At 67.9% G+C, this 12,817-nt stretch carries 10 protein-coding genes; 6 read left to right on the top strand and 4 right to left on the bottom strand.

From position 1 onward, the window contains the following. Positions 1 to 26: 26 nt before the first annotated feature. Positions 27 to 419 (top strand): hypothetical protein, encoded by a 393-nt coding sequence (locus tag IP65_RS08655; RefSeq protein WP_022677808.1) that lies wholly within the window; start codon positions 27 to 29, stop codon positions 417 to 419. On the opposite strand, the gene IP65_RS08650 is transcribed toward IP65_RS08655, so the two are convergent. From IP65_RS08650 to IP65_RS08635, 4 genes are all read right to left on the bottom strand, one after another. Beyond that, positions 416 to 739, bottom strand: coding sequence for a hypothetical protein (locus IP65_RS08650; RefSeq protein ID WP_054131442.1), 324 nt, complete (start codon positions 737 to 739; stop codon positions 416 to 418). The genes IP65_RS08655 and IP65_RS08650 overlap by 4 nt on opposite strands. Before the next feature lie 4 nt (positions 740 to 743). Continuing rightward, a complete protein-coding gene (locus tag IP65_RS08645) occupies positions 744 to 950 on the bottom strand; it encodes a DUF2945 domain-containing protein (RefSeq protein ID WP_028658256.1) in 207 nt (68 codons plus the stop codon). A 78-nt stretch (positions 951 to 1,028) separates the two neighbouring features. Next, positions 1,029 to 2,279 (bottom strand): histidine-type phosphatase, encoded by a 1,251-nt coding sequence (locus IP65_RS08640; protein ID WP_054131441.1) that lies wholly within the window; start codon positions 2,277 to 2,279, stop codon positions 1,029 to 1,031. Positions 2,280 to 2,427: 148 nt separating this feature from the next. Beyond that, on the bottom strand, positions 2,428 to 5,250 hold the full coding sequence (locus IP65_RS08635) for a TonB-dependent receptor (protein ID WP_054131440.1): 2,823 nt from the start codon (positions 5,248 to 5,250) through the stop codon (positions 2,428 to 2,430). Between the two features lie 220 nt (positions 5,251 to 5,470). On the opposite strand from IP65_RS08635, the gene IP65_RS08630 reads away from it, so the two are divergent. The 5 genes from IP65_RS08630 (at position 5,471) to IP65_RS08610 (ending at position 12,744) form a co-directional block, all read left to right on the top strand. Continuing rightward, positions 5,471 to 6,076: an RNA polymerase sigma factor gene (locus IP65_RS08630; protein ID WP_022677803.1), complete on the top strand. Its 606-nt coding sequence runs from the start codon at positions 5,471 to 5,473 to the stop codon at positions 6,074 to 6,076. After that, positions 6,073 to 7,023 (top strand): FecR domain-containing protein, encoded by a 951-nt coding sequence (locus IP65_RS08625; RefSeq protein ID WP_054131439.1) that lies wholly within the window; start codon positions 6,073 to 6,075, stop codon positions 7,021 to 7,023. The genes IP65_RS08630 and IP65_RS08625 overlap by 4 nt, the downstream gene beginning before the upstream one ends. Beyond that, complete coding sequence (locus IP65_RS08620; protein ID WP_156306492.1) at positions 7,004 to 10,057, top strand: TonB-dependent receptor domain-containing protein; 3,054 nt, start codon at positions 7,004 to 7,006, stop codon at positions 10,055 to 10,057. The genes IP65_RS08625 and IP65_RS08620 overlap by 20 nt, the downstream gene beginning before the upstream one ends. 147 nt (positions 10,058 to 10,204) lie before the next feature. Then, complete coding sequence (locus IP65_RS08615) at positions 10,205 to 10,741, top strand: hypothetical protein (RefSeq protein ID WP_054131437.1); 537 nt, start codon at positions 10,205 to 10,207, stop codon at positions 10,739 to 10,741. A gap of 143 nt (positions 10,742 to 10,884) precedes the next feature. Next, positions 10,885 to 12,744: an aspartyl protease family protein gene (locus IP65_RS08610; RefSeq protein ID WP_156306488.1), complete on the top strand. Its 1,860-nt coding sequence runs from the start codon at positions 10,885 to 10,887 to the stop codon at positions 12,742 to 12,744. Positions 12,745 to 12,817 lie beyond the last annotated feature (73 nt).

Raw genomic sequence — 12,817 nt, 5'->3', positions numbered from 1 at the left:
CCGCCATGCATGCGACATCGGCGGGCATGAACCCCGATACCCGCGCCATGATCGCCGCCGTCGCCTTTGCCTCCACCACCGGCAAGACGGTGGCCGGGCTGTTTGACCACGCCGCCGGCCGCGATCTGCGCGTGGCGGCAGAGCGGCGCGGCGACCAGGTCAAGGGCTTTGACGGCGAACGCAATGTGGCTTTTGCCGGCACGCTGCCCGAAATCCACGACGAGGGCAGCAAGGCCTTCGTTTCGTTCACCATTGACGGCGAACAGGTGCGCGGTTTCGATCGGGCCAGCGGCGCTCATTTCGAGGCGCGCGTGGGCGATGGCGTGGTGCAGGTGTTCGACCACGCGCAGAGCACGTGGTTCGCCTATGACGTGCAGGATGCCCAGGCGGCGAGCAGCTATCTGCGCAGCAATTCCTAATCCGCCAGCTTGGCGCGCTTGGCGTCCGCCCAGGTGCGCCCGGCGTCACCACCCCACAGCAGCCAGGCGATAAAGCCCGCCGAGGGATCGCTGTTGCTGTTCCACTGGTGGGCAGCGCCCTGCTTGTCCACCTCGTGGCGGGCGAAATAGCTGGCCATGGCTTTCACGTCAGCCTCGCTCACATCGCGGCGCTCGGCCAGCTGGTGCGCGCGGCGCACGCCCACATCCGTGCCGCCACAGCCAAACTTTTCGCGCAGGCGCAGGCCGCGCCTGGCATTGGCCGCCATCTTGAGCGTGGGGGTGAAGTGTTGCCCGGCCATGGCGCTATTCCTTTTCCAGCGCTGCGGGCTTGTGCGCGGCGCGGGCGCCGCTTGCGGTTTCCACCAGGATCTGCGGATCATCGGGCGAGGCGGCGACCTTGTGATCCTTGATCTTCATCGGCTTGGTCACCTTGCGCACGACCTTGCCGTGGGCGGTGCCGCCGCTGCTGTGCCATTTGACTTTCGCGCCCTTGCGCAGGGTTTCGGCCATGGTGGGTTCCTCTTCCATATGCGGTAAAGGAACCCACCATCGCGAAGGACAGTTCCGTATGGCCCTTGGGGCAGGGGGCTATTTCGCCTGATCGAGCACCCGGGTTTGCCGGGCGATCAACTGGGCAAAGCCTGCCGGCGTGCACGTGGTGCCACAGCGGCCGAGCGATAGCGGATGCAGCGGCGCGCCGGCGCCCGATTGTGGCAAGGGCACCAGGTGGCGCGCCTGATCGGGGGTTTGCGCAAGGTATGACAGGCGCAGCAACTGGCGGCCGGTTCGCGTGTCGGTCAGGCGTTCGAACAGCAGGCCCGCGCCGATCGGCGGATCGTTGCGGCCATAGCCGGGCAGGGTAAAGCCGGTGCCGATCAGCGCGGTAACCGCCGCGATGGTATTGTCATGGCCGACCAAGACGCTGAACGCCGGTGCTTGGCGCGTCGTCAGCGTGGCGGCGATCTTGCGCGCGATCAACCCGCCAACGCGCGGCGCCATATAGGCGGAGCGGGCAAAGACATCGAACAGCCGGGCGTGGAGCGGAGACATCGTGGCGATGTCGGCCGCGCTGGCCCGGCCCCAGCCGACCTGGGTGAGCGGCATGCCTTCGGTGTATTGCAGCAGGAACACCTGCGCCGTGCCCGAGGCGAGATCGATCGGGCCAGCCAGGCTCAACCCCTTGCCATCGGCCGAAGGGGCGATGCGGTTGGGCTGGGTGGAAATCGGGCAAGGCGCGCGACAGCCCAGCACGCGTTCGATCGTGGCGACGGCCGGGCCCATGCCGACCATAAGCGCGCGGCCATTGTCGAGTTCGGCGTTGATGCTGGCAGCAGCGGCGCGCGCATCGAACGGCACGGCCGGCGTATCGAGCGCGTCGAACAGCGGATCGGCCTGGCCTTCGGGCAGGTGATCGACCGCCAGCGGACAACCGGGCGCGAGGCCCTGGGCGAGGGCCTGGCCGCTGGCGATGGTGCGCGATTTGCTGTTGGTCCAGATCGCGATGCTGCCGGCTTGCGGGCAGCCCCCGGCGGGCAGCAGGCCCTGGCGCACCAGGCGCGTGTGCTCGTAATCGGCAAGGCGGCCGAGCGCCTGGGCGCCGTGGGGGGTAAGCTGGCTGGGCGGGGTATCCCAGTGGGGAAAGGGTTGGTCAGCCAGCGGCGCAGCGGCCGCTTCGCCATCGAGCGGGGCGCGGATGCCGTGGCGGATGAGCAGCACGACGCGATCGACGCGATAGCGCGGAGTCTTGTCTGGCGCCGGGCGGGCGATCGCCATGGCCGGGATCAGCGCGGCGAGCAGGCACAGCGCAAGGCGGGGGGTGAAGCGGGCACGAGCGAGCATGGCGGGCAGCCTTACTTGGCAAATGTGAAACGGGGGCAAATGTGAAACAGAAGCGACGCGGCAAAAAGAGGGGCAGCGGCCGCGATAAACGCGCCGCCGCCCCAGTTTGCGATCGGGTCAGTGAGGGACGACCCGGGGGATCAGGCGATCAGAACGAGTACTTGATGCTGGCCAGCGCCGTGGTGCCGGAATTGACGATGTCGGAAATGGCCAGCGAGTGGCGCCCGATGTGGGCCCAGTAGGTGTAGTTGTTGAACAGGTTGGCCACCGAGACATCGGCCTTGAGGCCATTGCCGAAGTCATAGCCGGCGTGCAGGTCAACCCGCTTGACCGGGCGCACCCAGCGATCGTCCCAACCCGTGGGCTGGCCGAGGTAGTTGTAGGATTCCAGATAGGCGCCGGTGTAGTTGTAGATGGCGTCGATCGAGAAGCCGCCGAGCGCATAGAACACCCGCGCCTGGCCCATCACGTCGGGCGCGTTCTGGATATTGCGCATCACGCCGTTGCCGATGTCCACCTTGGTCCACTGCCGGGTGAGGTTGGCACCGATGCCGAAGCCGCGCAGCGCGCCGGGCAGCTCGACAAAGGTTTTCTGCACCTGGAATTCCAGGCCATAGACATTGCCGCTGCCGCCGTTGAGCGGACGGGTGATGAACGTCTGGTTGGTGCCGTCGTTGGTGGCGGTGTTGAGCAGGGTGGTGCCGCTGTCATAGAGATAGTTGGTCAGCCGCTTGTAATAGCCGCCCAGCATGACATGGCCCGAGGGAGCGAAGTTCCATTCGACCGAGCTGTCGACGTTGATCGCGCGGATCGGCTTGAGGTTGGGGTTGCCTTGCACGATCGTGGTCTTGCCATCGTCACCGGTGCGCGCGGTGGAGCTGCCGCCAAGCTGGAAGAACGGCGGGCGGGTATAGGAGAACCACACGTCGCCACGCGCCACCAGCGTGCTGCTGGGCCGCCAGTTGGCAAACAGGCTGGGCAGCAGTTCGTTGTAGGTGGTGCGGTTGCTGGCAAAGGCGCCGGGCTGTTCCACGCCGCCGCTATAGGCCATGACCCAATAGGTGTTGTTGATCGTGGTGTGTTCAAAGCGCAGGCCCGGAATGATTTCCAGATTGCCGGCCTTGAGCGTGGCCGTGGCATAGGCCGCCGCCACGGTTTCACGGCCCGACAGCGTGCCGCAGTTGAAGTTGTTCACATAGAGCGAACCGCAGGTGTCGAAGCTGTTGTAGCTCGATCCATCGGCTTCGTTGGCGAACTGGTACTTGTTGAACAGGTTGAACAGCGCCGTCTTGTTGAAGCGTGGCAGCGACCAGTCATAAAGGCCCGGATAGGTGTGGGCATACGTGCCGTTGGTCAGGCCCAGCTGCGCCCAGGTGACGGCGTGGCCGACATAGTTGGCGACATAGTCGGTGGTCCAGTCGCGGCTGGTCACGTTGCGCTTGCTGCTTTGCAGCTTGGCGCCAAAGGCGATGCTTTGCAGCAGGCCGCCATCGGTGAAATCGCGGCTGATATCGAGGCGTCCGCCCCACTTGCGCTGGCCGCTGAACTGCTCGGTCAACTGGCCGGCGCGGCGGGCGGGCAGCACGCTGGCCGAATTGTCGAACGCGTTGAAGATCGCCTGGTTATAGAGCGCGACCGGATAGTTGTCGGAATAGCCGACCGACTGGCCACCGAGCGGAATCTTCGATCCGCTGGTGTACTTGTCGGACTGGTTGATGCGGGCCGACGCCTCGATATGGTTGGGGCGGTTGTTGTGGCCTTCGCTGTAGAACACCTCGGGCGCGATCTTCCAGTCGCCGAGCTGCTTTTCCCCGCCGAACGCGGCCGTGGCCAGGACCGCGGTTTCGGGGTTGGTTTCAAAGTAGTTGCGCACCGAAACCGAAGGCACGGTCAGGACATAGCGATCGGTGCCGGGCGAGAGAATCCACGCCTTGGTGCCGCCGTTGAACTGCGCCAGGGTGGAATCCTGCTCGGTCAGCGCCTTGGCATAAGTGCCGCGCAGATAGACGCGGGTGGTATCGTCAGGGCGCCAGTCGAGCGAGGCATTGCCGCCAAAGCGGCGGGTCTTGCCGCTCGATACGCCGGCGTCAAAGCCGGTGAGCGCGGCATTGCGCTGCGGATCGAGGCCGGGATAGCTGGTGCCCTTGCTGTCCGACGCGTTGAGATAGCCCCAGCTGCCATCGTCGTGCGCCGATTGCGCGCCGCGGATCTCGCTGTTGGTATAGGTGCGCTTGTCGTAATAGCCGCTGACGTAGATGCCCATGGTGTGGCCCGGGCCAAAGCGCGACGAGATTTCCGCCGCCAGGCCGCCGCCCAGGCCGCTGTCGCCATAGGTGCGCGCGCGGGTTTCGAGGCGGCCCGAGGCCGTCACGCTGCCGTGCAGGCGATCGGAATAGTCGAACGCCGAAGGCGTGCGGAAGTCCACCGTGCCGCCGATGGCATCGCCATCCATGTCGGCGCGCGAGGCCTTGTTGAGCACGATCGTGTTGAGGCCCGTGGGCGGCAGCAGGGTCAGCTGCACGCCGCGGCTGTAGGGCTGGCCCTGGGCGACGTTGACGCCATTGATCAGGTTGACGTTGTATTCGGAATTGAGGCCACGGATGGCGACATACATGCCTTCCCCGCGCGAGGCGCCATCGACGCCGCCGATGAACGACGAGCCGGTGTTGACCACGTTGACGCCGGGCAGCAGGCCCAGCGCCTCGGCCACGTTGTGCACGGCGGTGTGGCGCAGGTCTTCTTCCGACAGCACCGAGATCGGGTGCGAGGATTGGAACTGGATATCGGCGGCCTGCTTGCGCGTGCCGATCACCACGATGGCGCGTTCGGCATCGGCCGGGGCGGCAGCATCGCCAGCGGAATCGGCGGTGGCATCGGGCGCGGGCAGCGGCGCCTGTTGCGCCAGCGCGGGAACGATCATGGTGTGCAGCGCGCTGGCGAGCAGGGCCGGGCGCAGATACGAAACGGGCATGTTTTCCCCCTTTAGGAAACACGACCAGCCACGGCGGGCGGGTCTGCTGGAAAGGACGCAGCGCCGCCCCACGATTCCCCGAAAAAATTTGATGGCGCGATTGTCACGGCGCTGTCACACCTGCCGCCTAGGGCGCCCGGCCATGTGCCCCAGGGGATCAATCCCGCGCGTTTTGGCCGGGTGCCGCCGGGGGGCAATGATGGCAAGAACGGGGTCGACCATGCGGAGCATCGACGGGGATAGTCATGCGCCGCCACCAGAGCTGCCGCAGGGGGCGGCATCGTGCCGTGCCGAAGAGCTGGAGGCGGCCACCAGTGCCGGCGAGATGGCCGCGCTGCGCGCCTATCTCAAACGGCGCATGCGCGATGGGCAGGACCTGGACGACATGGTCCAGGACGTCTATCTGCGCGTGCTTTCGACGCCGGAAGCCGATCCTGTTGCCAATGTTCGGGGATTTCTGCGCCGGGTTGCGTCAAACCTGTTGATCGACCGTTACCGCAGGAAGGCTGCCCGCTTGTCCGAACACCATACCACGCTGGACGAGCATATCGTCGACGATGGCGCATTGGCGCCCGAACGCATTGCTTCTGGCCGCCAGGAGCTGGCGCTGCTGGGCGATGCGCTCGAGGCGATCGGGCCAGTGGCGCGCGATGCGTTTCTGCTGGTGCGGGTGGAAGGGTTGAGCCACAAGGAAGCCGCGCAACGGCTGGGCATCACGCCCAAGGCGGTTTCGCACCATGTGGAGCGCACGCTGGCGCGCATGGCCGGGCGTCTGGCGCTTGGCGAGGGTAGCGGCAGGGGCAGCGGCGGGAGAGCCGCGCGATGACGGCGCCCAACCTGCACGACAGCCCGATCCTGGCCGAGGCCGCGCGCTGGATGGAACGCGCCCGCAATGGCAGCGAGGAAGATCGCCAGGCCTTTCGCGCCTGGTTGCGCGAGCGGCCCGAGCATGTCGCGGCGATGGACCTGGTCGAGCGCGCCTGGCGCGAGGCGCCGCGTGCCGCGGCAGGGCGTGGCCTGCGCCCGCGCGCGCGCCTGGCTGAACCCGCCGCCGCGCGCGGTGCGGGGCGCTGGCGCGTGGCGGGGCCGGTGCTGGGCGCGGCCTGCGCCGCCCTGGCTGCCGTGGCCGCCTGGACTTTGACCGTGCACGAGCAGCATCTGGCAGCGCCGGCTGATCGCACTGCCAGCTTTGCCCTGGCCGATGGCAGCCGGGTGTGGCTGACGCCGGGGAGCGCGGTGACGATGCGCGCCACCCTGCTGGGCCGGTCGGTTGCGCTTGATGGCGAAGGCACGTTTGACGTGAAGCACGAGCGGCGCCCGTTTGCGGTGACGGCGGGTGACGTGCGCGTGGTCGATCGTGGCACGCTGTTTTCCGTGGCGCGGCGCGCCGGGCAGACGGCGGTGATCCTGGCGCGCGGGGCGATCGATATCGAGGACAGCCGCAGCGGCGCCTTGATCGCCACGCCCCATCCCGGGCAGCAGGCGTCGCTGGCCGGCGATACTGCCACGATCGCTGCGATCGATGCCGATGCCGCGCTGGCCTGGCGCGACGGGCGGCTGGTGGCGCAGGATCTGCCGTTGGCGGCGGTGATGGCGCGGTTCTCGCAATTGAGCGGCGTGCCGATCGCGCTGCGCGATCCCGCGATGGGCGATCTGCGCGTCTATGGCACCTATCGCCTTGGCGATGTGGCGCAGTTCCTCGATGCCGTTGGCGCGCTCTATCCCGTGGCGTGGCGCCGAACCGAGCGTGGGTATGAGGTTTTCCGCCGCTAGCGCCGCTTTGCTGGGCGCGGCGTGCCTTGTGCCCGCGCCCGTTCCGGCCATGGCCGCGACGGCGCAGCCCGTTGGCGCGCCCACGCGCATCGTGCTGCCGGCCATGCCGCTGGGCCAGGCCTTGCTGGCCCTGGCGCGGCAGGCCGGGCGCAACATCCTGTTTGCCGCCGCCGACGTGGCCGGGGCGCAAGCGCCACCCGTGCGCGCCGCCACGTTTGACCAGGCCTTGTCCATCCTGGCGCGCAGCAATGGCCTGGTGGCCACGCGGCTGGCCGGTGGCGCCGTGCGTCTGGCGCCGCGCAGGCGCCAGCCCGCGTCCCTGCGCGCAGCACCGCGCCGCCATGCGGTGGCGGCGCTGCCAGTGCCCATGATCGAGGATCGCACCGCTATCGTGGTGGAAGCCTCGCTGGCGGCGCGGGCCTGGCGTGACGGCGCGGCCGAAGACACGCCCGATGCCCTGGCCAGCGCGCAGATCCGCCGCTTGCCCGATCGCACCATTGCCGAGGCGCTGGGCCGGCTTCCCGGCATTGTCACGCTGGCAACGTCGCTGGAAGGGGCCATGGGCCGGGTGGACCACGCGGGCCGCGCGACGGGCGATTTCGTGGCGATGCGCGGGCTGCCCGGTGCCTATGTCGAAACGCGGATCGACGGCATCGAGATACCGCAAAGCCTGCCCTATAGCCGGGGCACGCAACTGGGGCTGATGGCCCTGGCGCCCGATCTGGGCCTGCAGGTGCACCGCGTGCTCGATGCCCGGCTGGCGGGGGAAGCGATTGCCGGCACGCTCGATATCGATCACCTGGCGCCGTTCGCGCCGCGCGCGCAGGGCCTGCGCCTGGGCCTGACCGCCGGGGCCGATGACCAGGCCTGGCGCTTTGGCCAGAATGCCGGCACCTGGGGCGCCAATGCCGGGTTCGGCTGGCAATCGCCCGATGGGCGGCTGGCGCTCGTGGCCAGCGCGGCGCTGAGCCGGCGCCATTTCGCCAGCGTGGAGCAGACCTATCAATCGGGCAACCTGGCCTATGCCCTGACCGATGCGCAGGGCAACAGCGCCCCTGGGCTCGACCCGGCGGCCAACCTGCTGCTCGCCTCGGTCAACGCACAGGTCACGCGCGGTACCGCGCACGAAGAGACCGCGTTCCTGTCGCTGGGGTGGCGGGCGAGCGACCGGCTGACGCTGACGGCGAGTGCGATGTGGGCAAGCCGCGCGATTGCCCAGGATGTCTATCAGGTGAGCGTGCAGGGCGGCCGCGCCGCCGGTTTCTTTGCCCAGACCGCCACGGCCGATGGCCTGCTGCGCACCCAGAGCGTGCGCGCCGATGCGCACTATTGGTTCGAAACCAACCCCGAGCGCGACCGGCTGGGCATGGCCCAGGCCGCGCTGGCGTGGGACGCTGGCGCGACCAAGGCGCAGGCCCGCGTGTTTGCCGCGCTGGGCCGCACCGACCGGCCCGACCATATCGAGATTTCGTTCTGGGACGCGGATACCACGCGGCTTTCCGGCGGGGTCAACGTGGCGGATGTGCGCGGCTTTCCCGTGCTCAAGCTCGCCCCGGCCGATGCCGCGCTGGTCGCCAATCCACTCGCCTTTCCGGTGCACAACCAGGGGGAGCGCGAAAGCGAGACGAGCCAGGACCACCGCCTGGGCGGGGACTGGCGCGTGCAGGCCAGCCCCGCGCCGGGCTGGCAGGCCGAGATTGGCGGCTTGGCGCTGCGATCATGGCGCAGCCGGGAGACCGCGCATTTCCTCTATGCCGATACGCTGCCCGCCGGCACGACGCTGGGCAACAGCGGGCTGGTCGATGGGCAGATCGGGCCGGTGCTGCGCGGGGTCTATGACTATGCCATCCCGACCATCGCCGATGCCGCGCTGCTGCGTGCGATCGGCCGGGCCAGCGTGCAGCCGCGCACGATCGATGACAGCAACGCCAATGCCTATGCCCTGCACGAAGACCGCCTGGCCGCTTATGCCATGGTGACGCGGCACCTGGGCGGGGATGACGATGCGGGGGAGGGCGATGCGGGGGAGGGCGCGCTTGACCTGTCGCTGGGCCTGCGCGGCGAATGGTCTGGCGTGAGCGGGCGCTATTGGCTGGCGGGCAACGATGGCGTGCCGGCCGATGGCGTGGCCTATGGCTGGAACCACCTGTCGGCCCACTATGCCGCGCTCTTGCCCAGCGCCACGCTGCACTGGCGGCCCGATCGGCAATGGACGTTCGATGCAGCGCTGTGGACCAGCCTGACCCGGCCATCGCCCTATCAGCTGACCGGCGGAGGCAGCGCTACGCGCGACAGCCAGGGGGTGACCGAAATCCAGCTGTCCAACCCCGATCTCAAATCCGTGCGCGGCACCAATGCCGATCTGGGCGTGGCCTGGCAGGGGCCGGGCGGGCTGCACCTGGCGCTGGGCGGGTTTGCCAAGCACCTGGCGCGCTATCTCAATGATACCGGCAACGATCTCAACAATCCGGCCAGCGTGATGGAATACCGCGCGATCCGCCTGATCCGCCCAGAAAACGGCGGCACCGCGACGATTCTGGGGCTTGAGGCGAGCATGGCCGTGCCGCTGGACCTGGTGGCTGGCGTGTTGCGCCATCTGGCCGTTGCGGCCGATCTCACCCTGCTGCACAGCGCGGTGCACCTCAATAATCCCGCGCTCGACCGGGTGGAGCGCACGCAATATGCCCCCGCCAGCAACCTCTTGCTGCGTCTGCACTATGATGACGGCCGCTGGTCTGCCGATGCCGCCTGCCGGCTGACCGGCGCCTATATCCAGGAATACGGGATCGACGTGCCGACCTTTGCCGGCACCGCGCCGCTATCGGGCAGCGCGCTCGATACCTGGGTGCGCCCATCGCGGCAGGTGGACCTGGCCATGGCGCGGCACTGGGGCCGGCAGACGCTGCGCCTGGCGCTGCGCAACGCGTTGGATGATACCGCCTATCGCGCCACGATCGGCCGCTATAGCGACGCCGTGCCGCAGACGATCCTGGGTGGGCGGCAACTGCTCTTGACCTGGTCGGCGGGCTTCTGAAACGACGCGAATTTGCGTCGGTTTTCTTTTCAGGAAAAAGATTATCGACACGATCTTGGGAACCACATCGGGTGATGGCCGGTTGCGAGACCAGGCCGGGTTTGCCTGGCCAAGCGCTAACTCTATGGCAAGATGGGAGTTCGACACGTGAAGGTTTTCCATTTCCTGGTGGCAGCAGCGGCGATGACCAGTGTTCCGGCGCTGGCCCAGGCCCAGACCGCACCGGCGGCGAACGCTGCGGCAACCGTGGCCGTGGGTGGCACCATCTTCGATCCGCAGGGCGGCGAAGTGGGCAAGATCGTGACCATGACCGGTGATGCCGTGGTGGTCGATACCGGGACCAACAAGGCCACGTTGCCCAAGAGCGCCATCGGCACTGGGCCCAAGGGTCCGATCATCGCCATGACCAAGGCCCAGATCGACGAACAGGTGGCCGCTGCCAACCAGAAGGCGAGCGCGGCCGTGGAAGCAGCGATGGTTCCCGGCGCCGCAGTGAAAGGCAAGGCCGGCGGCGCGATCGGCACGGTCAAGGAAGTGAAGGGCGACCAGGTGATCGTGGCGCGCAGCGCCGGTGCAGTCGCTTTGCCCAAGACGGCGTTTGGCCTGGGTGCGGATGGCCTGTTCATCTCGATGACCGCCGCCGAACTGGATGCGGCGACCAAGGCGGCTGCCCCGGGGGCATAATGCGGTGGCCCGGCCTGCCCCGGGGCGGGCCGGGTACGCTTCCACTCAACCGGAAAAACGGTTGATTCGGCGCTATTTGCCTCTGGCCGCTTGCCGGGATTCGTGATCAAACGGCGTGTCGCTTGGACAAGGGGCATGCAACCATGAATCGGGTGTTGTTGACCAGCTTAGGGCTGTGGGTTGCCGTGTCTGGCCTGGCCGCGCCCGCTGCCCATGCCGAGGGCGCGAACAAGTGCAAGGTGGGCCTGATCGCCAAGCTGCCGGTGGTGATGGAAAACACCCGCGCCAGCGTGCCGGTAACCGTCAACGGCAAGGACACGCGCGTCTGGCTCGATAGCGGGGCGTTCTTCAACTTCATGCCCAAGGCCCGCGCGGTGGAACTGGGCCTGCGGACCGAGCCGCTACCGATCGGGTTCTACATGACCGGAATCGGCGGCACGGTGACGCCCGAACTGGCGCAAGTGCGTGATTTTGGCATCGTGGGCGTCACGCTGCACAACGTGCAGTTCCTGGTGGGCGGCAGCGATGCCGGCAATGGCTTCCTCGGCGCCAACCTGCTGGGCGTGCAGACCACCGAGTTCGATCTTGCCAAGGGCGTGGTCAACCTGTTCCAGGAGCGCGGCTGCGACGGGATCAGCCTGGCCTATTGGGGCAAGGGCATGTCGGTGGGCGAGGCGCGCGTGTTCCGCCCGACCGACGAGCATGATTACCACATCATCGTCGAAGTGATGATCAACGGGCAGTCGATGCACGCCCTGCTCGATACTGGGGCGCCCACCACTCTGCTGGGCCGCCGGGCGGCCGAGCGCGCTGGCATAGATATGTCTGCGCCCGATGTGGTCAATTCGATGCGCATGGGCGGCATTGGCATGAAGCGGCGGGAAAGCTGGATCGTGCGCACCAAAACGATCTCGATCGGGGGCGAGGAAATCCGCAACAGCCCGATCCGGGTGATCGACGATGCCGACGATGACCGATCGAGCGACATGATCCTGGGCGTCGACTTTCTGCTGTCGCACCACATTATCGTGTCGCGCGCGCAAAGGCTCATGTTCGTGACGTACAATGGCGGGCCGATCTTTTCCGCAACGACCGATGGCGAAATCGGGCGGCTGGAAACCCGTGCCGAAAACATGGGCAAGGCCGAAACCACGGCCGATCCCAAGACGGCCGACGAATTTGCCGGGCGCGCTTCTGGCCGGATGGATCGCGGCGATACTGCCGGCGCGGTTGCCGATTTTTCCGAGGCGCTGCGCCTGGCGCCGACGCGGGCCGATCTGCTGGAGCATCGCGCCAATGCCTATCTGCGCAGTGGCAAGCTGGATCTGGCGCGCCAGGATCTCGATGCCGGGCTGGCGATCCGCCCCACCGATCACCGCCTGCTGACGCGGCGCGCACAATTGCGGCTGGCCACCGGGGACCGCGCCAGCGCGCGCGCCGATACCGATGCGGCGGCGGCGCATCTGCCGCCCGGATCGCTCGACGTGATGCAGGTGGTCAATCTCTATGAGCGGCTGGGCGCGGCCGATCGCGGGCTGGCACTGATCGATGCAGTAGTGGCGCTGCACCGCGACGATTCGGTCTATCCCAGCCTGCTCAACGCGCGCAGCTGGAACCGCGCCTTGGCCAATGCCGATCTCGATCGCGCGCTCAAGGATTGCGATCTGGCGATCAAGAAAGCCGGGCCGCAGCCGGCCATGCTCGATACGCGCGCCTTGGTGCAATACCGGCGCAAGGCCTATGCCGCCGCCATTGCCGACGAAACAACTGCGCTGGCAAGCAACCCGCGCCTGGCCGCGGCGCTGTTCGTGCGCGGGCTGGCACGCGATGCCAGCGGCGATGCCACCGGCGGCGCGGCCGATCTGGCCGCCGCCCGCGCCATCGCGCCGCGCATCGACCGGCGCTACAGGGCCTATGGCCTGATCGCCCCGCCAGCGCCGCATGCCGCGCCGGCCAAGCCGCCTGCGGGTGACGCGGACGAGGCAGAGGACGAGGACGAATAAGACGCCACAGGCGCGGCCACTGCGTTGCAAAGGCCCGATCAACTGCTATGTGTCATTACGATATGACAAGGCC

The organism is Novosphingobium sp. AAP1 (assembly GCF_001295765.1).
Classification (GTDB): domain Bacteria; phylum Pseudomonadota; class Alphaproteobacteria; order Sphingomonadales; family Sphingomonadaceae; genus Novosphingobium; species Novosphingobium capsulatum.
The sequence above is the reverse complement of the archived record's forward strand: the minus strand, read 5'-3'. Positions and strand labels throughout refer to the sequence as shown.

Excerpts from the sequence above, each read along its gene's own strand:
- IP65_RS08625 (WP_054131439.1), top strand. The coding sequence starts at position 6,073 with ATGACGGCGCCCAACCTGCACGACAGCCCGATCCTGGCCGAGGCCGCG.
- IP65_RS08610 (WP_156306488.1), top strand. The coding sequence starts at position 10,885 with ATGAATCGGGTGTTGTTGACCAGCTTAGGGCTGTGGGTTGCCGTGTCT.
- IP65_RS08640 (WP_054131441.1), bottom strand. The coding sequence starts at position 2,279 with ATGCTCGCTCGTGCCCGCTTCACCCCCCGCCTTGCGCTGTGCCTGCTC.
- IP65_RS08655 (WP_022677808.1), top strand. The coding sequence starts at position 27 with ATGAACCCCGATACCCGCGCCATGATCGCCGCCGTCGCCTTTGCCTCC.
- IP65_RS08650 (WP_054131442.1), bottom strand. The coding sequence starts at position 739 with ATGGCCGGGCAACACTTCACCCCCACGCTCAAGATGGCGGCCAATGCC.
- IP65_RS08645 (WP_028658256.1), bottom strand. The coding sequence starts at position 950 with ATGGCCGAAACCCTGCGCAAGGGCGCGAAAGTCAAATGGCACAGCAGC.
- IP65_RS08630 (WP_022677803.1), top strand. The coding sequence starts at position 5,471 with ATGCGGAGCATCGACGGGGATAGTCATGCGCCGCCACCAGAGCTGCCG.
- IP65_RS08620 (WP_156306492.1), top strand. The coding sequence starts at position 7,004 with ATGAGGTTTTCCGCCGCTAGCGCCGCTTTGCTGGGCGCGGCGTGCCTT.
- IP65_RS08635 (WP_054131440.1), bottom strand. The coding sequence starts at position 5,250 with ATGCCCGTTTCGTATCTGCGCCCGGCCCTGCTCGCCAGCGCGCTGCAC.